Raw genomic sequence first — 22001 nt, forward strand, 5'->3', positions numbered from 1 at the left:
CAATGGGCACCGCCCGACCACCGGGCACGGTCCGTCCGCCGGACCGGGTCCGAACACCGGAAGATTTGCGAGGAAGTCGTGAGTGCGCTCCCAGGAGCTGACCTCTGCCGGATCACGGTCGTCGGACCGAGCCGGCGGGTCGACATCGCGCTGCCGGCCGACGCGACCTTCGCCGAGCTCTACCCCACGATGCTGCGCTACGCCGGCCAGAACCTCGCCGACGCCGGTCTGGCGCACGGCGGCTGGGTGCTGCAGAAGCTCGACGAGGCCCCGTTCGACCCCGCCAGCACACCGGCGCAGGCCGGTATCCGCGACGGCGATCTGCTTTACCTGCGCCCCCGGATGGCGCAGATCCCCGATCTCGTGTTCGACGACGTCCCCGACGTCGTCGCGACCGGGGTCAAGGACCGGCCAGGACGCTGGCGCCAGGACTCCACCCGCAAGTTCGCCATCGCCTGGGGCGTGGCGGGGCTGGTCGTAGGCGCCCTGGCGCTGCTGCTGGCCGGGCCGCCCTGGATCGGCTCGTCCTGGATCGCCCCGGCCGCGGGCGCCGGCGTGATCGCGCTGCTCCTGCTGGCCGCCGCGATCTCGCTGTCCCGCGCGGTCGGCGACGCCGGAGCCGGTTCGGCGCTCGGATACGCGGCGCTGCCGTACGCGTTCATCGCGGGGCTGCTCGCACCGGCGAACAAGGACTCGCTACTGGACATCGGCGCGCTGCACCTGGTCGCCGGGTTCGGCGCCCTGGTGCTGGCCGCGACGGTCGCCGGGTTCGCCATCGCGGAAGGCCTGCCGGTCTTCTACGGGGTCGCGATCGCCGCGCTGCTCGGGACGGCCAACTGCGCCGTCCCGCTGGTGTTCGACATGGACGGCGCCGGAATCGCCGCCATCACCGTCACGGTGGCGCTCGCGCTGACGCCGCTGCTGCCGGGCGTCTCGTTCAAGCTGGCGAGAGTCCAGCTGCCGCCCGTGCCGGGCAGCGCCGAGGAGCTGCGCCGCGACACCATGATGGTGGACGGACGCGCCCTCCTGGAGCGCACCGCCGTCGCCGACCGGTTCGTGACGGGCGGCGTGTCGGCGATCGGGCTGGTCGCCATCGGCGCGATCGTCCCGCTGTCGTTCGACGGCGGATGGGTGAGCCCGGTCATGTGCGTCGTCCTGTCCTTCACCGTCCTGCTGCGGGCGCGGATCTTCCGGGCCAGGGCGCAGAAGCTCTGGCTCCTCATCCCGGGCGTGGCGGGGCTCGGCACGCTCGCCGTCGCCACCGCGTTCGACGCCGACTCCCAGGTCCTGCTGCTGGTCGGTGTGCTGTTGCCCACACTGGTGGTTTCCGCTATCGCGACCGGAGTGGGGATGTGGCTGCCAGGTAACAAGCTGACCCCGTTCTGGGGCCGTGCGGGAGACATCCTGGAAATCCTCTTCGTGGTGGCGCTCGTCCCGCTCGCGCTCGGCGTCGCCGGGGTCTTCGAGTACGTGCGCACCGTGGTGAGCTGACGGGGGAGGCACGATGCAGACCAAGAGGGATCTGCTCCAGGCGCACCGCCTGATGACCCACCGCGCGTCCCAGGCGCTGATCCTGGCCGAGCCCGACTATCCCGAGGCGCCGCTGCGCAAGATGAACATCGGGACGTTCGCCGGGATCATGGTCGCGATCCTCGTCGGCGCCGGGTTCGGGATCGTCGGGCTGCTCTTCGGCGGCGGCAACAAGGGGCTGGACCAAAAGGGCATCGTCCTCATGGAGAAGGAGACCGGCGCCCACTACGTCTGGTGCACCCCCAAGGGCTCGCAGAAGGACGTGCTGTGCCCGGTGGCCAACTACGCGTCGGCCAAGCTCGCGGCGTCCCTCGCGGGCGGCGGAAGCGGCGGCGCCGCCGAGCAGAAGTCCGTCTCCGCCAAGTCGCTCTCGGAGTACCCGCGCGGCCCGATGATCGGCATCCCGGGCGCGCCCGACTCGGTCCCCGCGGCCAAGCGGCTGGTCGGCGGCCCGTGGTCGGTCTGCGTCCGGCAGAACCAGCAGGGCGGCACCGGGCAGTCGGTCGTCTCGCTGGTGGGCGGACGCGACGTGGGCGGCGAGCCGCTCGACCCGGCCATGGGCGTGGTCGTCAGCACGGGCGCGAACAACAACTGGCTGATCTACAAGAACCAGCGGATGCGCCTGTCGCCGGCGGGCCTCACCGTGCTCAGCGCGTCGGCGCCGGCCCTGGTGTCGCCCGGCTTCGTGAACGCGCTGCCGGCCGGTCCCGACTTCGCTCCGCCGAGCATCCCGGGCGCCGGACGCCAGCCGCAGTTCGCCGGGGCCAACGGCGTGGTCGGCCAGGTCTTCCGGGTCAAGGGCGTCGGCGGCGGCGACCAGCCTTACGTCCTGATGCCGGACGGCTACGCGCCGATCAGCGTCCTGCAGGCCGCGCTCATCCAGAACTCGGCCGCGTACCGGCTCCCCAAGGACACCCCGCTCGACGGCGCGGCGGTGACCACGCACCGTTCGGCGCAGCGGGTCATGGACGAGCGGCTGCCGCAGTCGCAGATCACGGTGCGGCCGTACGAGGCGAAGCAGTCGCTCTGCGTCGTCTATCCCAACCCCGGGAAGGGCTCCAACGACGCCAAGCTCACCATCGGCGGCGGCGGCGACCTTCCGATGCCGGTGCAGGCGTCCGGCGGGGGCGTCGACAACGTGGTGCTGCCGCCGGGAAGCGCGGTTCTGGCCGGTGTGCTGCCAGCGACCGGCGCGGTCGAGTCGATCAACACCTATGCCCTCGTCGCCGACGACGGCCGCAGGTACGCGCTGAAGTCCGCGGAGACCGCCAAGGCGCTCGGATACACCATCTCCGGCGACAAGAACGACTCCGTGCCCGTCCCCGCGAACCTGCTCAACCTCGTGCCACAGGGACCGCCATTGGACCCGCAGCAGGCACTTGAACCCATTCAATCGAGTGGTGCCGGTACGTGATCAATCGGATGCCGCAGAGTGATCAGGATAAAAGGGCAAGATTCCCAACGTAGCGCAGAATCTTGATACGATCGCCGCGCGTTACGGTCATTACGGAGGGATGCCGTGAGTCAAGCCTTCAGCACGGACTACGCCACCATGCAGCAGGCTCAGGCGATGTTCCAGGCGAAGCATCGGGAGATGGTCGCGCTGCTGGACTCGCTCGAAGCCGACCTGCAGAGCGGCCTGGCCAGATGGGAGGACGACGCGCGCGACGCCTACTTCGAGGCGAAGGGGAAGTGGGAGCGCGTGGCGCGGCAGCAGGCGGACACGGTCAAGGAGTTCGGCCAGGCGGTGGGGACCGCCCAGCAGAACTACCAGTCCGCCGAGGGAAGCAACACCCAGATGTGGGCCTGACGGCCCGCGCTCCCAGGTCAGCGGGCTTCGGCGGACCCCTTTCGTCCGATGTGGTCTTCCGTAAGCCCCATCGCTGACCATGCACCGTTCCTGCACCGTAATGTCGCTTTACGAGGATGTGCGTTGTGCCCGACCATGGAGTTCAAAGTCGACCGGGTCGACGATGAACAACGGGGGCTCGCGTCGCGTCGAACACAGGTAGAACCAAGTCGGGAAGGATGACTGATGAGCCAGAAGTCTTCGGTCGACAGAGCAGAAATGGCCCAGGCGGCCCAGCGGGTCGAGGAGGCTGCGCAGGACCTGAAGAAGATCCAGGCGGATCTGGGTCAGGAGCAGTCGCAGCTGTCGGGTCGGTGGATCGGTGAGGCGGGGAGTGCTTTCACCAAGGTCTTCAACGAGTTCAACGGTGAGCTGACCAAGGTGCTCGACGTCCTGAACGACCTGCACCAGAAGCTGGTCCAGGTCAAGATCAACTACGAGGGCAGCGAGCAGCAGCAGACCGAGGCGGTCAACCGGGTCGCCGGGCTGCTGAACGGCTGATCGGCATCCATCACCGGACTCGGGACGACACGGAGGAATCATGAGCTTTCAGTCGATGGATTTCGGGGCGATGCAGCAGGCGTTCGCCGCGTTCCAGCAGAAGTCGAACCAGATGAACTCCGAGCTGGATGATCTGGCTCGCAGTGTGGAGAGCAAGCTGGCTCAGTGGGAGGACGGCGCGCGGGAGGCCTACTTCCAGGCCAAGCAGCAGTGGGAGGCCTCGGCCGCTGACATCAACAAGATCGTGCAGCAGCTCGGTGCGGTGATCCAGTCGTCGCAGGAGACCGGGCAGGGCACGGTCAAGACCAACGTCAACATCATCGGCTGACACGGCCGACCACGCCACGCTTCCCAGGCCGGCCCCCGATGTTCGGGCGGCCGGCCGTGGTGGCGGTCGGACGCGGAACTTATCTGTAGCTGAAGTCAAACACGGGGTAGCGGGTCTCCTGGCCCGCCGGAGGCTCACATGGGTGATCAGAAAAGCGAGATCGACACCGAAGAGGTCAAGAAGATCCTCAAGCGTCTCAGGGCCAATTTGGAAGACTTCGAAAAGGGCCAGGGGAAGCGCAACGACATCTCGATGCACGGCAATGTCACGACGGCGGAACTGGGACAGTATCCCGCTGTCTCCGGGCTGTCCGCCTCGACCCAGTCGGCGTACAGCCAGATCAAGGGCCAGTACGACGCGTTCCTGCGGAGCTACCAGGGCATCATCGACGCGCTGGATCGCATGGTCAGCAACCATGACGAGAAGGAGCAGCAGAACACCGCGGCCTCCAACAGGGCGATGACGAGCGGTGGCGGCTCCACGCCGACCAACCAGAACACCGGCGCGTACAAGTAGTAGGCAGGATCGATATCTCATGGGTCACACGAAGCACGACGAGCCGATTCGCTCGAATCAGGACAGTCCCACCGAATGGGACGGCGGCATCGATGAGATGAACCAGATCCTCAATGCCACCGACCCGCAGAAGGTCATGGACGCGGGCACGCATTACACGGCGGCCGCGCAGAAGTTCCAGAACGCGGCCGGCATCCTCGGCAGGGAGAAGGCCGCGCTCGCCGGTGTCTGGAAGGGCGAGGACGCGGACGCCACCACCGAGCAGATGGAGCGTCTGAAGCAGAGCGCGACCGGCATGCAGGAAGTTTCGCAGACGACCGGGAAGGCTCTGACGGACCACGGGACCAAGCTCGACTGGTACAAGAGGCACCAGCCGGGCAAGGGATTCATCGGCAATATCTCTTACGACGACGCCGGTGTCGTCGCCGCGGGCACCATGGTCGCGGGACCGGCCGGCGGGATGATCGCACTCGGCGGCAAGAAGCTCGGCGAGGCCTTCGGCCTCATCGACAGCGCCGAGGAGAAGGCCGCGCAGGAGCACATGAAGAGGCTCGGCGAGCGCACGGTCGAAGCCAACCGCGCGATGCCCGACAAGATCTCCACCAACATGCCGGAGACGAACATCACGTCGAAGGTCCCCACGAACGACATCCCCGGCGGTGGCGGCATCACCAACCCGGGCGGCGGCGGTGGCGGCGGCAGCATCCCCGGCACCGGCGGAATGCCCGGTGGCGGCGGCAGCATCCCCGGCGGTGGCGGCGGCGGCAACATTCCGGGTGGCGGCAACATCCCCGGCGGCGGTGGAGGCATCCCCGGCGGCGGCGGTGGCGGCAGCATCCCGGGTGGCGGCGGCTCCGGCAGCGACCTCGCCGGCCTGCCCCCCGGCGGTGGCGGCGGTGGCGGCGACCCGTTCGGTCGCACCGGCCTCGGTGGCGGCGGCATGCCCGGCGGCGGTGGCGGCGGTAGCATCCCCGGCGGCGGCCTCGGTGCCGGCGGCCTGGCCGGCGGCATGCCCGGCGGCGCGGGCGGCGGCGCCGGCGCGGGCCGCGGCGGTGCCAGGGCCGGCGGCGCCGGTCGCGGCGGCATGGGCGGCATGCCCATGGGCGGCGGTCGCGGCGGCGGCAGCGGTGAGGACGAGCACGAACGCACCACCTGGCTCACCGAGGACGAGGACGTGTGGGGCGGAAACGATGACGACACCGCCCCTCCCGTGATTGGCTGATCCAGGCTCGATCACGAGACGATGTAGGAGACGGCGTGAGCGGATCGATATCTTCGGACCGCTCACGCCGTGTTCCGTTTAGTGAGGTTTCGCTGTGCGACGGATGACACGATGGCTCGCCGCGATCGGGGCGACGTCCGCCCTGGTCATGACCACCGCGGCGCCTGCCGGCGCGATCCCGGGCCCCCGGAACGACCAGTGGTGGTTCTCGGCGTGGGAGATCCAGCAGAAGGTCTGGCCCGTCACCAAGGGGGCGGGCGTCACCGTCGCGGTCATCGACACGGGCGTCAACGGGCGGATTCCCGACCTGCAGGGCGTGCTGGTCCCGGGCACGGATGCGACGTCCGGCAGCGGAGACGGCCAGGTCGGGCCGACCACGGACCTTGATGATTCGCACGGCACCGGGATGGCCGCCCTAATCGCGAGCCAGGGCACGGGTTCGGGCTATGTCGGCGTCGCACCCGAAGCGAAGATCATGTCGGTGACGTCCAACCTGTCGGTCTGGGACAAGGCGATCCGCTTCGCGGCCGACCGCGGGGCCAAGGTCATCAACATTTCCCAGGCTTTCGCGGCGTCGGGCGGGTGCCGTCCCGAGGTCCAGCAGGCCGTCTCCTACGCCTTGCAGAAGGACGTCGTCGTCGTGGCGGGTGCCGGCAACAGCGGCGACGCGAGCAACCCGTCCATGGAGCCGGCGAACTGCGCAGGCGTCCTCGCCGTCGGTGCGGTGGACAACAAGAAGGCCGCTTGGAAGTCCACCGAGCGACAGCCTTACGTCGCCGTCGCTGCCCCCGGCTTCCTGGTGAACACCGTCCTCGCCAACGGTCAGGTCACCGACCATGTGGCAGGGACGAGCCAGGCGTCCGCGCTGGCATCCGCCGCGGTGGCGCTGGTCCGGTCGAAGCACCCGCAGATGCCGGCACGCGAGGTCGTCCAGCGGATCATCAACACGACCGTTGACGCCGGCCCGCCCGGCAAGGACCAGATGACCGGAACCGGAGTCATCATCCCGGCGGACGCGATGAACGCCACGGTTCCGAAGAACGCGCCGAACCCCGTCTTCGCCGCCTACGACCGCTGGCTGGCGGACAACCCACAGGCGAACGCGAAGCCGTCCGCGACCAAACGGCCCAAGGACGCGGCGACCAAGGACTCGGACCGGGCCGACCGCAACCTCATGATCCTGCTGATCGCCGGTGGCGCGATCGTGGTGATCGGCGGGATCGTGTTCTTCCTCGTCATCCGACGAAGCAAGAAGAAGAGCCCCCCGAGGGGACCGGGATCCGGGCCCATGGGCGGGCCGTCCGGCCCGCCGCAGGGCTGGGGCGGCCAAGCGCCGCCTCCGCAAGGGCAGGGCGCGCCTCCGCAGGGTGGCTACCCGGTGCCCCCGCAGGGCGGACCGTCCGGCCCGCCGCCCGGCTGGGGTGGTCAGCCAGGGCCGCCTCCCGGAGGCCCCCAGGGTGGGCAGCCGTACATGCCGCCGCAGGGCCCTGGAGGCTCGCGGCCCCCGAACTAGAACGTCACGTTTCTCTTCACGGCTGTCTATTCGCTCGGTACCGGGCGCGTAGGCAGCCGTCCTCCCTGGTGTGCGACCAAACCGACAGAAAGAGTAGCCATGAAGAAGCTCCTAGTAATCCCTGTCACCGCTGCCGCCCTCGCACTCAGCCTGAGCGCCTGCGGAGGAGACTCGGACGACGCGGGCGGGAGCACGTCCCCGTCGTCCGGTACCAGCGTGTCGGCGAGCCCCGGCGGCGGCACCATCACCGGCAACGGCGGCGGCACGAACGGTGGCGGCGGCAACGGCGGGGGTGGCACCGGCGGCAGCGAGCTCACCCCGGCGCAGAAGCAGTCGCTCACCAAGCTTGTGGAGTGCATGCGGAAGAAGGGCTACGAAATGCCCGAGCCCACCTCGCCCGCCATCGCCCCGAAGAACGTCGAGGGCAAGGACCCCGACAAGATCAACAAGGACTCCCAGGAGTGCGCCGCCCAGTCCCAGTAACCAACGAAGAGCCGCCCTCGTAACGCGGCCTCTCCAGGTGGGCAGCGATGCGTCAGCGGTCTCGCCCAACCCCGGAGCTCAACTGAGAGACAACACCCTCGCCCGATCAACTTGCCAGACCCGTTAGCCCAGATCACCGCCCAGGCTTCGGGAGCAGTAGGACGAGGAATCGACGCCAGAACAAGACGCTCGGCCGGGTCGGCTAACGACCCGGCCGCTAGTTTTACGTGAGCGATACAGCCGTTAACCCCAGGATCACGCGTCGTGCCAGAGGCGGCCCGCGCAGGGTGCACGGCGGACATCACCGCCAACGGTAACCCCCCCAAGCCAGAGCAGCCTGCCCGGTGCGACCCGTTTCCCAACGAGCCGCCGAATCCCGATCCGCAGAGCCGTTGGCCCAAGAGCCTCACTGGTCAACGACAGGACCAAATAGGAGGCCGCGCCCTCCGCAGGCGTCGCGGCCAGGAGGGCAACGTGCCCCGGCCAGGACGGAACACTCGGCCGGGTCGGTCGGTCTCCCGGCTCTGCCGCTGATTCTTTCGTCTGCGGGACAGCCGCAACGGTCGCACTGCGCTTCGAGCGGCGAGGTCCTTCGGGCTGGGCTGGCGTTGTTCGAGGGCTTGGCAGAGCCCGCAGGTAACTGATCACCGGTGTAACGAGCTGGCCCAATCCAGCAAGCAATGAATCAACTGGCGAGCTGCCTGCCCGCCGCTCACCAGGCAGTCGGCGTCCGGGATCGGAGGCCCCGTGTCCCGATCGTGAGCCGAGTGGCGCCGGTCAGATCTGGTTGGCGCGAACTTGCATGAGGGCGTTCAGACGGCCACCTGATCAAGCCCAGCGTTCTGCTCAGGACCCGGCCAACTCGTCTCGTGGGCCGCATCCCCGGGCCAGAGATGGCAGTTCAGATCTCGTCGATCCGGAGATCATCTGGTCTGGCCGGGTGGCCAACGGCAGTAAGGCGACTCCGCATCGGCCGGGACCTGCGTTGCCGGCGGCGGGGCCCAGCAGAGGCCTCAACCGACTGGTGCGAGAAGGCCGGCGGTCGAGGCACGCGGTTGTCGATGGTGTCCAGGCCCACGACCGTCGAGTTGGGTTTGAGCGGACATGACATCGCCGGGCGGACGCTAACTGCCTGAACGCCTGCGGCCGGTCTCACAGCACCGCAATATCGGCCTGACCAACGTGGTCCAGCGCAGAGCGTCACCGCCAGATTGGTGGCACCTTCCATGGAGCGCCGTGCGTCGTCCCGGTTGACGCGACCGCTTCAGCACCTGCGGACTCACAGCCTGCGCGCTGCTGACCCGAAGCATCTCTGCCTGCAGGCTCACTGACCTAACACGCGATCAACCGCTGTGTAAGACGCCCGCGATCTTGGTTCGGCCATCGTGGCTGCACGTGAGGGCTTTCCGGTCCAGGACTACCGGAGTCTCAGCGAGCTAATACCCCAGCTCGGGGACACTTTTCGCATATAGCGGGTTCTTGATCAACTTCATTGCTGTGTCTGATCAGCACGAAAGGGCAGGTATCACGATCTAGTGCAAGAATCTGACATGTTCGCCGACGCAACGGTCATGCTGCTGTGATGCCGTGACGATCCCTCGCGGGACGTCGCGCCCTGGGGGCAGTCGGGGACGGTATAAGCAGGTCAGCCTGGCGACAGGTGCCGTAGGGGAGCGGTTGTACTCCCAGGTCAGCAAGCTTCGGCGGTCACTATTCGGCCAATGTGGTCTTCCGTAAACGCCATTGCCAACGATCCGGCGCTTCCGCCCCCTAATATCGCTTTACGGGGATGTGTGCTCTGCTTGACGATAGGTTTCAAGTCGTCCGGGTGGCGAGGAACCGGCGGGGGCCCGCATCGCGTCGAACGAATGTCGGGAAGGATGACTGATGAGCCAGAAGTCTTCGGTCGACAGAGCAGAAATGGCCCAGGCGGCCCAGCGGGTCGAGGAGGCTGCGCAGGACCTGAAGAAGATCCAGGCGGATCTGGGTCAGGAGCAGTCGCAGCTGTCGGGTCGGTGGATCGGTGAGGCGGGGAGTGCTTTCACCAAGGTCTTCAACGAGTTCAACGGTGAGCTGACCAAGGTGCTCGACGTCCTGAACGACCTGCACCAGAAGCTGGTCCAGGTCAAGATCAACTACGAGGGCAGCGAGCAGCAGCAGACCGAGGCGGTCAACCGGGTCGCCGGGCTGCTGAACGGCTGATCGGCATCCATCACCGGACTCGGGACGACACGGAGGAATCATGAGCTTTCAGTCGATGGATTTCGGGGCGATGCAGCAGGCGTTCGCCGCGTTCCAGCAGAAGTCGAACCAGATGAACTCCGAGCTGGATGATCTGGCTCGCAGTGTGGAGAGCAAGCTGGCTCAGTGGGAGGACGGCGCGCGGGAGGCCTACTTCCAGGCCAAGCAGCAGTGGGAGGCCTCGGCCGCTGACATCAACAAGATCGTGCAGCAGCTCGGTGCGGTGATCCAGTCGTCGCAGGAGACCGGGCAGGGCACGGTCAAGACCAACGTCAACATCATCGGCTGACACGGCCGACCACGCCACGCTTCCCAGGCCGGGCCGTCCTGAAGGGACGCAGCCGGCCGTGGCGCACTGGGCCAAGATTTCTCGGAGAGAACTCAAACGGGGCAGCGGGTCTTACTGCCTGCCGGAGGGTGCATATGGGTGATCAGAAGAGCGAGATCGACACCGAAGAAGTCAGAAAGATCATCAAGGCCTTGAAAGCGGAGCGGGAGAAGTTCGAAGAAGCACCGGGTACCACCCTTGAGGTTCAGCAGAAGGGAAATATCACCGTACAGGATCTAGGAACTTATCACGCGGGACATGCACTGGCGGCGTCCACCGGCGCGGCTTTTCGTCAGATCTCGAGCCAGTACGAGGCGTTCCTCGACAGCTACGACGGTGTCATCCAGGCTCTGGAACGCATGATCGGGAATCATGACGAGAAGGAGCAAACGAACATCGCCGCGGCTAACGCTGTGAGCCCGAACGGTGGCGCCAACCTTAACCGGAATAACTCAAGCAAATGGGGCGGGGGTTAGGCATGGGTGACCGTGACCGTCCATACGAGGCAGCTATCCGCTCAAACACCGATAACGGCCAGCAATGGTCAGGCGACATGGACGACATGAACCGGCTCTTCGAGGGAACCAACCCGCGAAGGGTAAGGGAAGCCGGATCGCTTTACACGGGCCTCGGTACCAAGTTCGCGGACGTGGCGGGAGCCCTGCGGGCACAGGCCTCTGCCCTGGCAGCTGTCTGGAAGGGCGAGGACGCGGACGCTACCCTCAAGCAGTTGCAGAAGCTGCAGAAGAGCGCAGAGAACCTCCAGCAAGTTTCCCAAAGTACGGGCAAGGCTCTTTCGACGCACGGTACCCACCTGCAGTGGTACAGAGATCATCAGCCGAAGGAAGGATTCTTCAAGGGACTTACCTGGGATCACGCTGGCGTCGTCACCGGGGGAACTCTCCTGGGCGGGCTGTCTGGAGGTCTGATTGGACTGTCGAAGGGCGAGGCCCTAGGGCTGATCAAGGACAAGGAGTCCGAAGCTGCGGTGGAGCATGTGAACCGCCTGAGCGGCCGTGCGCGCGAGGCCAACACCGCCATGCCCGAGAAGATTTCCACCAATCTCCCCCAGACGGGTGTATGGGGTGGGCGCCCGCCGAATGGCCCTGGAGGTGGGGGCCTTTCCGGCGGAGGTGGCCTTCCGGGAGGCGGCGGCAGCCTTCCCGGTGGCGGCGGTCTCTCAACCGGCGGTGAAGGTGGCGGTCTACCTGGTGGTGGCGGTCTGCCCGGCGGTGGAAGCGGCGGTCTTCCTGGTGGAGGTCCCTCCGGAAGTGATCTCGCTGGCCTCTCTGGCGGTGGTGGCGGAGGCGTCGACCCGTTCGGTCGCAGCGGCCTTGGTGGCGGCAGCCTGCCCGGCGGTGGCGGCAGCCTTCCCGGTGGCGGCGGCCTCGGTGCTGGTGGCCTGGTTGGCGGCATGCCCGGTGCCGGTACGGGCCGGGGTGGCGGCGTTAGCGGAGGCAAGGGCCTCGACAAGGCCGGTTCGGCCGGCCGCGGCGGGATGGGCGGCATGCCCATGGGCGGCGGTCGCGGCGGTGGTGGCAGCGGTGAGGACGAGCACGAGCGCACCACCTGGCTCACCGAAGATGAGGACGTGTGGGGTGGAAACGATGATGACGCCGCCCCTCCCGTGATTGGCTGAATCTCAAACTCGATTACGAGACGATGTAGGAGGCGGCGTGAGTGGGATCGATCTCCTCGGACCGCTCACGCCGTGTTCCGCGTAGTGAGGTTTCACTGTGCAACGGATGACGCGACTGCTTGCCGCGATGATCGCCAGCTCAGCCCTAGTTCTGACAACTGGGATGCCTGCCGCTGCGACTCCCCGAGGGCGAGAGGACCAGTGGTGGTTCTCGTCTTGGGCGATCGAGAAAGAGGTCTGGCCGATCAGCAAGGGAGCTGGTGTCACCGTTGCCGTAGTCGACAATGGTGTCAACGGACAGATTCCTGATCTCCAGGGCGTTTTGGTTCCCGGATTCGATGCGAGATTGGACAAGGGGGATGGCCAGGTCGGTCCCACCTCGGACATGGATGACTCTCACGGCACAGGCATGGCCGGACTGATCGCTGCGCAGGGGACTGGCACCGGGTACGTGGGTGTAGCTCCCGAAGCTAGGATCATGCCGGTGAGGTCGGACCTCGTGTCATGGGACAAGGCGATCCGTTTTGCGGTTGATCACGGCGCAAAGGTGATCAATATTTCCCAAGCATTTCCTGCTCTTCATGGATGTCGCCCGCTAATCCAGGATGCGGTTTCCTATGCGCTTCAGCGAAATGTAGTCGTCGTCGCGGGAGCCGGTAACGATGGCGATAAAGACAATAAGTCAATGGAGCCAGCAAATTGCGCCGGCGTGCTTGCGGTCGGGGCAGTCGACAATCAGAAGAGGCCTTGGACGGGCAGTGAGCGACAGCCCTACGTCGCGGTCGCTGCTCCCGGCCTCGGCGTCAACGCGCTTTTTGCCGATGGCCGGGTGGCCACCGGTCTGAGCGGGACGAGCCAGGCAACGGCATTGACCTCTGCAGTGGTGGCGCTGGTTCGGTCGAAGTACCCGCAGATGTCGGCTCGTGAGGTGGTTCAGCGGGTTATCAACACCGCCGTGGATGCTGGCCCCCCAGGCAAGGACAACATGACCGGCTACGGAGTGGTCATCCCGCACGATGCGTTGACTGCCAGGGTTCCCAAGTCTGCGCCGAATCCGGTGTTTGCCGCTTACGACAAGTGGGTGAAGAGCAATCCCGGCCCACCAGGGGGCGGAGGGCCGTCGGTCAAGAAGTCTAAGACGGCGGCTGAGAAGGCGGCTGATGAGAGTAGTGAGCAGGCGGCGCGTAATACGAGGTTCCTGATTATCGGGCTTGTTGTGGTTGGGGTGCTTGGTGCGCTGGTCCTCATCTTCATTGTGGTGAGGAGCAGGAAGAAGGTTACGAGCGCCGCTGGTGTGGGGCCTGTTGGAGGGCCGCAGCAGTATGGGCCTCCGCCTGGGGCGGGGCCGCCGCCGGGGTGGGGTGGGCCTGCGGGGCCTCCGCCGCCGCCTCCTGGTCAGCAGGGTGGGCAGCCTCAAATGCCGCCGCAGGGGCCGGGTGGCGTCGGTCCCTATCCGCCGAGGTAGGGCCTCAGTTCTTCGCTTGAGGTAGGGTCTCGCAACTTTCTTGTGGCTGATTCTTGGCTATGGGTCTGCTGTGAGGTGGCGTATGACAACCATTTCAACGAGAGTGAGAATGTCTGTCATGAAGAGCGTTCTGGTCCTTTCTGGTGCTGTGCTCGCGCTTTCGTTGGGGGTGGGTGGTTGTGGCTCGGAGTCGGAGGGGTCTGCGGGGGTGAAGGGCAGCGCGTCGCCTACGAGTGAGCTTGAGAAGAAGCTGTCCGCGCCTAAGGGGCAGGCCGGCAGCATCCAAGGCGATCCGCTGACCCCGGAGCAGCTCAAGATGGCCACCAAGTTCGTCGCGTGCATGCGCAAGCTCGGTTATGACATGCCAGAGCCGTCCGACCCGGCGTTCAACTTTGCGCCGAAGAACGCTCAGGGCATGGACAGGCAGGAGCTGTTGAAGGTCCGCTCGAACTCGGCCATATGCCACAAGGAGGCGGGCGGGAGTGCCATGACCGGTGGATGAGGTCCGTGGTCCCTGTCGCTGAAAGCCGCAGTTGACTCAGGGTGGCGAGGTCAGCGAGCGGTCGGTCTCTTCGGGTGATGTGGGCGTTCGCGGACAGGCCGGGAACCCCTAGGCTGGCACCAGGACGAAAGGAGGGCGGGTGCCGGACTCGAGCTGGCAGCACTCCGTGTTGCGTGATCTCGGCGTGTCGCAGCGGGGCCTCGCGGCCTTCGGGTCCGCGTCGGCGGTTCTCGCCGACGCCGGCTGGGGGGCTGAGGCGGTGGAGCACAGCGCGCGGCGGCCGTCGCCGCCGCCGGCCGTGCAGGAGCCCCTTGCCGCGCCTCCAGCGCCTCCTGTGGCGCCGCAGCCGGTGCCTGCCGAGGCGGAGCAGCCTCGGTCCTATGACCCGTTTCCTGACCCGCCGCAGCCGGTTGCCGCAGAGCCCGAGCCGCCCCGGTCGTACGATCCGTTCCCCGATGCCGCGCAGGCGAACGCGCCGACGCAGGGGTCTGGGCCGGCGCCCGTCGTCCAGGAGCCTCCGCGGCAGGATCCGCAGCCGAACACGCCCGTGCAGCAGCCCGATCAGCACGCGGCTGAGGCGGAAGTGCCGCTGGTCAACGAGGAATTCAGCTGGGATTCGGCGATCTCGCCGATCGGCGGCTCCGCGCCGCAGGCCCCCGGGATGGCGCAGGCCCCGGGGGTCGGCGAGGGCGAGGAGGACGGCCAGGAACGGGATGCCGCCGCGTCCGCGCATCCAGCTCCTCCGGCCCAGGGGCCGGCTGCGCCCGTCCCGCCGCCGCCTCAGCAGCCGCAGACGCACGGTGGAGGGGCCGTGCCCATGGCGAACGAGTTCGTCCGCAAGAACCAGCATGGGGACGCGCTGGTCCGCCGCGTGGGCCGGGGTATGCGCAAGGCCGTCGGGGCGTCCGGCCAGATCCGGACGCAGGCGGAGATCTCGGACTACCTGCGCCGTCCCGTCGGCGGCTTCCGGCAGATCACGGTGGTCAGCGTCCGCGGTGGCGCGGGGAAGACGACCGTGGCCGCGCTGCTGGCGACCGAGCTGGCGCGGCACCGTCCGGACCGGGTACTGGCGATGGACGCGGACGCCGAGCTCGGGTCGCTGCCGCTGCGCCTGGGTGTTCGGTCTGAGCTGTCGCTTTTCGATCTCGCCGCGCAGCGGCCGCGCTCGTTCGAGGAAGCCGCCCAGTATCTGCAGCAGACCCGGGAGGGGCTGTGGGTGCTCGCGGCGACGCGGGGCGGACGGATCACCGGCGAGTTCACGTTCGAGACGTATCAGGCGGCCTTCAGCGCTGTGAGCCGCTACATATCCACTGCGGTGACGGACTGTAGTGCGGGAATTCTCACTGAGTTGCACCGTGGCATTCTCGGCCAGTCGCACAGTGTGGTCCTTGTTACCCCGGGCACTGTTGACGGTGCGCTCAGTGCACGGGGAGCGCTGGAATGGTTCTCCCAGGGGGTGCAGCGCAGCCTGCTGCCCCGGACGGTGATCGCGATGGTGTCGCACGCTCCGCAGGTCGGCGCCGACCTCGCGCGCGCGACGCAGATGCTCACCGCGTGGGGGACGCCGGTCGTGCAACTGCCGTATGACCGGCAGATCGCGATGGGCGCAGCGGTCGACATGTCCCGGCTCGGCGATGCCACGCAGGCGGCCGTCAGCCGGATCGCCTACGAGGCGTTCGCGCGGTCGCTGGGCGACGTGACGCCTGGCCAGAGCCCAGGCCAGGGTATGCACCCGGGCCAAGGCGCGGCCCCAGGTGCAGGACCGCGCCAGGGCCGCTAGGACACCGGACCAAGCAAGCGGACCACCGGACCAAGCGGACACCGGACCAAGCGGGCGGCGGCGGGGCGGCGCGGGACGACTCGGGATGTCTTCGCCCGGTATCTATCCCCTTCGGGCGTTGATCGTCCGTCCGTGGGCTGGGGCCGTCTGGAGGCTGGTCATGCGCCCCGCAGCGGGGTTCGTCCAGGCGTCGGTCATCCGTTAGTTGGGCCGTTTGCTTGCTTGGACGTCTGCTCGCCGGTTGGGTAGGCCGCCTGAAGAGGCCCGTCCGTTTGCGGGGCGGGTGGTTCTGTGGGTGGCGTTAGTCCGTCCAGACGAGGGTGTTCTTGACCTCGACGCCTATCTCGCCGGCGGTGGTGAAGACGCTGCCGGTGCGGCCGCCGGTTTGGGCGCCGCTTGACCAGTACGACTGGGCGTAGACGACGCTCGAGCCCTGCGGCCAAGAGCGCGTCCAGTACGCGGGGTTGGCGCGTGGCTGCGGGAGACCGCTCGCGTCGGACGGGGTGAGCAGCAGCGGCCAGCCCTTGCTGGACGTCACCCGGCTGATGCTGCTCGCCGCCGACGGGCTGGAGAACTTCGCGATCGACACCGAGGTGATGATGTTCCTGGACGGGTTGGCGTAGACGGCCGAGTGCATCACCCCGATGCAGGGGTAGGTGCTCAGCGCCGAGCGCAGTTTGGTGTTGGCGCGGCTGGTGCACGACGCGGTGCGGGTGCCCGCACGGGTGAAGGTGTTGCCCTTCGCGGTCCGGATGGTCGGGCCGAGGATCGAGGCCGGGTCCGACCCGCCGCCGCTGGACTCCGTGGGCCTGGGCTCAGGGGAGTCGATGGGCGAGGACGGCGTGTACGAGGGCAGCGAGGACGTCCTGGGGGGATCGTCGTCGTCGCTTTCCAGAACGAAGAAGGCGCCGATGCCGACGAGGGCCAGGACCCCCACCACACCGATGATCAGCAGCGGGACGAGCGCTCCGCCGCCGCTGCGCGGCGGGCGAGGCGGTGGGAAACCGGGTCCCCCGGGCAGCGGCGGACCCGGTGGCGCGGGCGGCGGGAAGCCGGGGCCGCCAGGGGGCTGACCAGGCCATTGGGGGGAATTCATGAACGCTCCGTGCTGATCTCTGTGGCGGGGTGGCGATTTCGGTCGGACCAGAGTAGCGGTCGGGAGTTGGCGATTTCACAGGGGATGGTAGGTATGACAGGGATGCGCGCTGTCCGCGGACGGCGGCGGCGCGCGCGGATGTCTCATAGGGTTGCGTTGGAGAGGGGAGGCAGGTGTCCGACTCAAGCCGGCGACCGTCCGCCGTGCGCGGTGACGGCCCGCTCAGTCCGCCCGACGCTGGGGTGACCCGATGAGCAGTGACCTGGTGGCGCTGGTGCGCCGCCGTCCGGATGTGCACGCCGTGGCAGACGGCATGATCGCCATGGGTGAGGCGCTGGAGCTGCGCGGCGGGGAACCCGAGCCGACGCTCGTGTACGACACCGAGGGTCGGCTGCTCATCTCGATCGAGGACGCGGTGCAGGTGTCGGCGCAGAGCGAGATCCGGCGGCTGCTCGGCGCCGATTTCGCCGAGCGGGTGACGGCCCCCGTGTGGTGGGTGGACGTCCGCGCGGTCGCCGACCTGCCCGACGCGACGCGGGTCGCCCGTAAATTCGCCGAGTCGCTGGTGCACTGGGCCGGTGGGACCGTCTACCCGGACGGGACGAGCGAGGCCCCGGCGCGCAGTTGGAAGGCGTCCGATCAAGGCGGTGGGCCGGGTGGCGGTCCGGGCGGCGGGGCTCCCGGGCAGGACGGTGCCGCTTACCACGGTGGCGTCATCGGCGGTTAGGCCCGCGCGCCGACCCGGTCGCCCGCTCGGTCGCCCTGGTCTGGGGCGGCACCGGCACAACTGGTGGGTTATGGCCAGTCGCGGGTCAGGTCTAGGTCCCAGGGAACGGCGTTCCAGGGGCTGTTCGGCTCTGTGGCGAGGTCGTCGATGAGGCGTTCGTACTCGGTTTGTGACTTTCCGCCGCCGCCCGACCAGAGCAGACGGCCCTGCAGGTAGCAGGTCGCCATGTCCCGCCAGGACGAATAGCGCCGCTGGATGTCGATCGCCAGCGGAAGCATCCGTTCCCAGCAGTATTCCTCTGTGAGCCAGCCCACCATGTGACCCCACCGGTAGAGCATGAGGGCTCGTCCGTAGTCCCAGATGAGGAAACGTCCCACGTTGGCCCGTAGCGCCGGGTCGGCGAGGACCTTGAGGCGGTGCAGCTCCTCGGACACGTGGTTGCGGTCGTTGAAGAGGTGGTGGAGGAACTGGGCGAGTTCGGCGCCCTCCTCGCTGACGTCCGCGCCGGGCTCGTCGCGCAGCACCCGCGGGACGAGCTTCGCGTACGAGCCGCCGTCGTCGCCGTACCGGACGCGTACCAGCTCGATGAGCCGCTCGACGAACGGGGGTTCGAGCTCGTCGCGGGCGATGAGGCCGTCAACCTCGCGCAGCAGCGTCCCGTACTCCTCCTGCGCGGCGGGGGAGCGGGCGGCTAGTTCGGCGTCCTGGGTGAAGTCGGCGCGGTGTCCGTCCTGGACGAGCCAGTTGACGGCGCCGAGGAGCTGTTCGAGGTCGTAGGCGCCCCACGGGTCGTGGAGGAGTTCCTGGGCGGTGCGCCGGTCGGCGGTCGCGGCGTCCGCGCCGGGGGCGGCGCCGAGCCGGTCGAGCCGGAACCCGTTGATCGCGCCGTAGGGGGCGCCGGCCGCGATGATCCAGCGCTGTACGGGGGTGATGTCGCCGTCGGCGGCGACGCCGGGCAGGTCCGGTGCGGAGATCAGCTCCCATAGGCGCCGCTGGAACTCCCTGGCCTGCCGCTCCTCGCCGCCCGAGAACCCGGCGAGCAGTTTGCGGAGGGACGGATGCCGGACGTAGAGGCGGCGGAGGAACCGGCCGTCCTTCCAGACGAGGTGCTCGGGCCGCAGGTCGCCGAACGGGATGCGGGTCCGCCGGTGCACCATCGCCTGTTCCGCGAACCGCAGCTCCAGGACGGACCACAGGCGGCGCAGCGGCGTGAAGCGCAGCAGCAGGACGAGCCCGAACAGGCCCGCGCCGGGGGCGAGTGCCCACCTCGCCGCCTCCTGCAAGCCCGTCAGGGAGAGTGCGGCGCCTGCCAGCAGGAGTCCGATTCCGCAGCCGCCGAGGGCGCGGAGCCAGCCGGTCGTCAGGGCGCGGGAGCCCTCGATGCGGAGCACCGCCTCGTCGCCGTCGAACTCGAACGACCCTTCGGCGAGCGTCCCCCTGACGGACCGCTCAAGCGCGTCGAGCTGACCGGCCTGTCCCATGGGCAGGACCGTACATCATCCCTTACCGGTAGATCATCAGGGGAGTGCGGAGTCTGTTGCGGCGAGCACCGAAAGCCCGGTTTCGGGTGTTGAGGCGGAGCCGGTGGCTCGGGTGGGCCGGTGGCTCAGGCGGACTGGAGGTGTTGCATGAGGATGCTGTGCCGCTGCCAGCCGTCCGTGGAGCGTCCGTCCCCGAGCGGGAAGAACGTCAGCGGGGTGCGGGGCGGGCCGACCTGCTGGCCGGGCAGGCCGTTCGGGCCGCTGACGGTCCCCGCGACGGCGAGCGCGACGGGGGCCGGGGCGCCCGTCCAGCGGGGCTCGGTGGTGAGGTCGGCGCGGCCCGGGGTGAGCTGGACGAACAGGGACGCGATCGTCTGGTCGGCGGCGAGCGCGCCGACGAGGGTCGGCAGGTGCTGCAGGGGCGGCGGGTCCTCCGGCATGTAGCCGACGGTGACGGTGCTGACCTCGGCGACGACGCCGCCCGCGCTGGCGGTGAAGTCGCAGATCGCCTGGGCGGGACGGGGACCGTCGCCGCCGACGATGAGCCGGGCGGTGGACCGTCCCCGCGCGTACTCGGTGAACCGGTCGGCGCGCCACGGGTGCTCCAGCGGCTCGGCGGCGCCGAGCGCGCTCGGGGGCTTGCCGGTGAGGAGCTGCAGGAGGCGTTCGACGGGGCCGCCGAGGTCGCCTTCGGGGCCGTGCCTGGTGCGGTAGACGAGGGTGAGCTGCGAGCCGATCGGCGCGTTCGGACGGGTGGTGAACCCCGGCGCGTAGTCGCGGGCCTCGGGGACGGGGATGAACGTCGTGCCGTTCCACTTCAGCGGACGTCCGGTCAGGCCCTCGTAGTAGCCGTCGCCGTTGCGGACGACCCATTGCATCTCGTTCCCGGACGCGGCGGTGCGCAGGGGGAGTGAGAGCCGGGAGTCCAACGGCGTGACGAGCTGCAGGGTGCGGCCGCTCGCGGTGCAGTCGCCGAGAGCGTTGTTCAGCCAGGCGCTCAGCGGCACCAGCGGCCTGTCCTGCAGCACGACCATCGCCTGGTCGGTCAGCGCGTCTACTGTGCTCATCTTCGGAGGAGTCTAGCGACCGGGGCCCGCCCTTGGCGGCCTCACCACCGTCCCGCCGCTCCATCGGACCGTCCCGCCGCTGGACCGGCGGCGTCCGACTTTGCTGTGACCACCGTGACTCCTGTCCATCTTGTGCTGAAATGTTACGGATGCAGCGAGCTGTCGCGCCGTCCTCCGTGTACCTCGCGGACCACGCCCCAACGCCACCGGAACCGCCGGTGCGGGGGCGGCTGTGGCGCGTGCTCGGCTGGCTTTCGATCGTGCTGTCGGTGGCGCTGGTCGGCACCAGCCTCACCGCGTACGGGTTCTGGCGCCGCCTCGACGGCCAGATCGACCGCGAGAACGTGGAGGGACGGCTCGGCGACGACCGTCCGGAGAAGCTCAACAACTCGCTGAACATCCTGCTGATGGGGTCGGACAGCCGCAAAGGCGAGAACGCCCGCTACGGCTCCGAGGCGGGGCAGCGGTCCGACACCACGATCCTGCTGCACATCTCGCCGGGCGGGGAGAGCGCCATCGGCATCAGCTTCCCGCGCGACTCGATGGTGCAGATGCCGCCCTGCGAGAAGAAGAACGGCGCCACCGTCCCCGCCCAGTTCGGGATGATCAACGCGGCGTTCTCCAACGGCGGCCCCGCCTGCACCTGGCGGACGATCGAGTCCCTCACCAAGGTCCACATCGACCACTACGTCGAGGTGGACTTCGCCGGGTTCAAACGGGTCGTGGACGCGCTCGACGGCGTGGAGATCTGCGTCCCGCGCCGCATCGACGACCCCAAGGCCGAACTGCACCTCAAGGCGGGCCGCCAGGTCGTCCGCGGCGAGCAGGCCCTCGGCTACGTCCGCACCCGGTACGTCCTCGGGGACGGCTCCGACCTCGACCGGATCAAGCGGCAGCAGGCGTTCATGGCGTCCGTGGTGAAGAAGGCCACCGACAAGGGCATGCTCACCGACCCGGGACGGACGTACGAGTTCCTGTCCGCCGTCGCGAAGTCGATCAAGGCGGACGACAAGCTCACGCTCTCGGTCATGCAGAAGCTCGCGGGCAGCCTGCGCGGCATGAGCGCAGGGAAGGTGCGGTTCGTCACCGTCCCGGTGCAGGCGTACCCGCAGGACACGAACCGCGTCCAGTTCAACATGGCCATGGCCGAGCCGCTGTTCAGGGCCGTCCGGGAGGACAACAAGCTTCCCGAGCCGGCGCCTCCGACGCCGATCGCGGCGCAGGACAAGGTCCAGCCCGTCCCGCCGGAACAGGTCAGGGTCGGCGTCTACAACGGGACCGGGACCCCGGGCCTGGCGCAGCGCACCGCAGACCAGCTCACCGAGCGCGGCTTCAAGGTCGTCAAGGTCGGCACCAGCAAGAAGCGCTACGCCCGCACCCTGATCCTGTACGGGGTGGGCGCCGAACGGCAGGCCGCCCGCATGGCGATCGCGCTGCCGGGCCATGAGCCGCGTCCGTGGAAGTCCGCCAAACCCGGCTACGTCTACCTGGTCGTCGGCAAGGACGGCGCCACCCTCCTCGGCCAGAACGCGGCGGTACCGAAGGTCGCCGGAGAGATCCGCGCCGACCGCGACATCTGCGCGAAAACCTGACCCGGCGAACCCGCGCTCAGGCCCCGGCTGGTCGGCCCCGGCTGCTCGGCCGGGCCGTCCCGGACTGCTCGGCCCCGGCTGTCCGGGGCTGCTCGGCCGGGGGTGTCCGGGAGCGGCTGTCCGGGAGCGGACAGGAGTGGG

21 protein-coding genes are annotated in these 22001 nt (G+C 68.5%); 18 read left to right on the top strand and 3 right to left on the bottom strand.

Annotated elements, in window-relative coordinates; all coding sequences use genetic code 11:
- The first annotated feature begins 78 nt into the window (after window positions 1–78).
- The 16 genes from eccD (at window position 79) to ACH35V_RS33165 (ending at window position 15897) form a co-directional block, all read left to right on the top strand.
- Window positions 79–1491: a type VII secretion integral membrane protein EccD gene (gene eccD, locus ACH35V_RS33090; RefSeq protein ID WP_395978551.1), complete on the top strand. Its 1413-nt coding sequence runs from the start codon at window positions 79–81 to the stop codon at window positions 1489–1491.
- A 13-nt stretch (window positions 1492–1504) separates the two neighbouring features.
- Window positions 1505–2944: a type VII secretion protein EccB gene (gene eccB, locus ACH35V_RS33095; RefSeq protein WP_395978553.1), complete on the top strand. Its 1440-nt coding sequence runs from the start codon at window positions 1505–1507 to the stop codon at window positions 2942–2944.
- 105 nt (window positions 2945–3049) lie between these two features.
- Window positions 3050–3340, top strand: a complete 291-nt coding sequence (locus ACH35V_RS33100; protein ID WP_395978555.1) for a WXG100 family type VII secretion target — start codon at window positions 3050–3052, stop codon at window positions 3338–3340.
- A gap of 225 nt (window positions 3341–3565) precedes the next feature.
- A complete protein-coding gene (locus ACH35V_RS33105) occupies window positions 3566–3880 on the top strand; it encodes a WXG100 family type VII secretion target (protein ID WP_395978557.1) in 315 nt (104 codons plus the stop codon).
- 40 nt (window positions 3881–3920) lie between these two features.
- Window positions 3921–4208, top strand: a complete 288-nt coding sequence (locus tag ACH35V_RS33110) for a WXG100 family type VII secretion target (RefSeq protein WP_395978559.1) — start codon at window positions 3921–3923, stop codon at window positions 4206–4208.
- Window positions 4209–4346: 138 nt separating this feature from the next.
- Entirely contained in the window at window positions 4347–4724 is a 378-nt protein-coding gene (locus tag ACH35V_RS33115; RefSeq protein ID WP_395978561.1) for a hypothetical protein, read from the top strand.
- Between the two features lie 19 nt (window positions 4725–4743).
- A complete protein-coding gene (locus tag ACH35V_RS33120) occupies window positions 4744–5946 on the top strand; it encodes a WXG100 family type VII secretion target (RefSeq protein WP_395978563.1) in 1203 nt (400 codons plus the stop codon).
- Window positions 5947–6049: 103 nt separating this feature from the next.
- On the top strand, window positions 6050–7459 hold the full coding sequence (locus ACH35V_RS33125) for a S8 family serine peptidase (protein WP_395978565.1): 1410 nt from the start codon (window positions 6050–6052) through the stop codon (window positions 7457–7459).
- Between the two features lie 99 nt (window positions 7460–7558).
- Complete coding sequence (locus ACH35V_RS33130) at window positions 7559–7942, top strand: hypothetical protein (protein ID WP_395978567.1); 384 nt, start codon at window positions 7559–7561, stop codon at window positions 7940–7942.
- 1887 nt (window positions 7943–9829) lie between these two features.
- Window positions 9830–10144 (top strand): WXG100 family type VII secretion target, encoded by a 315-nt coding sequence (locus ACH35V_RS33135; protein WP_395978557.1) that lies wholly within the window; start codon window positions 9830–9832, stop codon window positions 10142–10144.
- 40 nt (window positions 10145–10184) lie between these two features.
- Complete coding sequence (locus tag ACH35V_RS33140) at window positions 10185–10472, top strand: WXG100 family type VII secretion target (protein WP_395978559.1); 288 nt, start codon at window positions 10185–10187, stop codon at window positions 10470–10472.
- 134 nt (window positions 10473–10606) lie between these two features.
- Window positions 10607–10987 (top strand): hypothetical protein, encoded by a 381-nt coding sequence (locus ACH35V_RS33145; protein WP_395978569.1) that lies wholly within the window; start codon window positions 10607–10609, stop codon window positions 10985–10987.
- Window positions 10988–10989: 2 nt separating this feature from the next.
- Entirely contained in the window at window positions 10990–12150 is a 1161-nt protein-coding gene (locus ACH35V_RS33150) for a WXG100 family type VII secretion target (protein ID WP_395978571.1), read from the top strand.
- A gap of 106 nt (window positions 12151–12256) precedes the next feature.
- Window positions 12257–13615, top strand: a complete 1359-nt coding sequence (locus tag ACH35V_RS33155) for a S8 family serine peptidase (RefSeq protein WP_395978573.1) — start codon at window positions 12257–12259, stop codon at window positions 13613–13615.
- Window positions 13616–13733: 118 nt separating this feature from the next.
- Window positions 13734–14117 carry a hypothetical protein gene (locus ACH35V_RS33160; protein WP_395978575.1) on the top strand — a complete coding sequence of 128 codons (384 nt, stop codon included), beginning with the start codon at window positions 13734–13736 and terminating at the stop codon, window positions 14115–14117.
- Window positions 14118–14256: 139 nt separating this feature from the next.
- Window positions 14257–15897 carry a hypothetical protein gene (locus ACH35V_RS33165; protein WP_395978577.1) on the top strand — a complete coding sequence of 547 codons (1641 nt, stop codon included), beginning with the start codon at window positions 14257–14259 and terminating at the stop codon, window positions 15895–15897.
- Window positions 15898–16198: 301 nt separating this feature from the next.
- Here the strand turns inward: ACH35V_RS33165 and ACH35V_RS33170 are convergent, their stop codons facing one another.
- The gene (locus ACH35V_RS33170) at window positions 16199–16993 is read right to left on the bottom strand and encodes a hypothetical protein (protein WP_395978579.1); all 795 of its coding nucleotides are present in this window, start codon (window positions 16991–16993) and stop codon (window positions 16199–16201) included.
- A 250-nt stretch (window positions 16994–17243) separates the two neighbouring features.
- Here ACH35V_RS33170 and ACH35V_RS33175 point away from each other — a divergent pair, with 250 nt between their 5' ends.
- A complete protein-coding gene (locus ACH35V_RS33175) occupies window positions 17244–17720 on the top strand; it encodes a hypothetical protein (RefSeq protein WP_395978581.1) in 477 nt (158 codons plus the stop codon).
- Window positions 17721–17788: 68 nt separating this feature from the next.
- On the opposite strand, the gene ACH35V_RS33180 is transcribed toward ACH35V_RS33175, so the two are convergent.
- Window positions 17789–19201 carry a DUF1266 domain-containing protein gene (locus ACH35V_RS33180; RefSeq protein ID WP_395978583.1) on the bottom strand — a complete coding sequence of 471 codons (1413 nt, stop codon included), beginning with the start codon at window positions 19199–19201 and terminating at the stop codon, window positions 17789–17791.
- 125 nt (window positions 19202–19326) lie between these two features.
- Window positions 19327–20268 (bottom strand): DUF6177 family protein, encoded by a 942-nt coding sequence (locus ACH35V_RS33185; protein ID WP_395978585.1) that lies wholly within the window; start codon window positions 20266–20268, stop codon window positions 19327–19329.
- Window positions 20269–20417: 149 nt separating this feature from the next.
- Between ACH35V_RS33185 and ACH35V_RS33190 the strand changes: the two genes are divergently transcribed.
- Window positions 20418–21860: an LCP family protein gene (locus ACH35V_RS33190; protein WP_395978587.1), complete on the top strand. Its 1443-nt coding sequence runs from the start codon at window positions 20418–20420 to the stop codon at window positions 21858–21860.
- Window positions 21861–22001: the final 141 nt, after the last annotated feature.

Source organism: Actinomadura sp. 1N219 (genome assembly GCF_044326405.1).
In the GTDB taxonomy this organism is placed as follows: Bacteria; Actinomycetota; Actinomycetes; order Streptosporangiales; family Streptosporangiaceae; genus Spirillospora.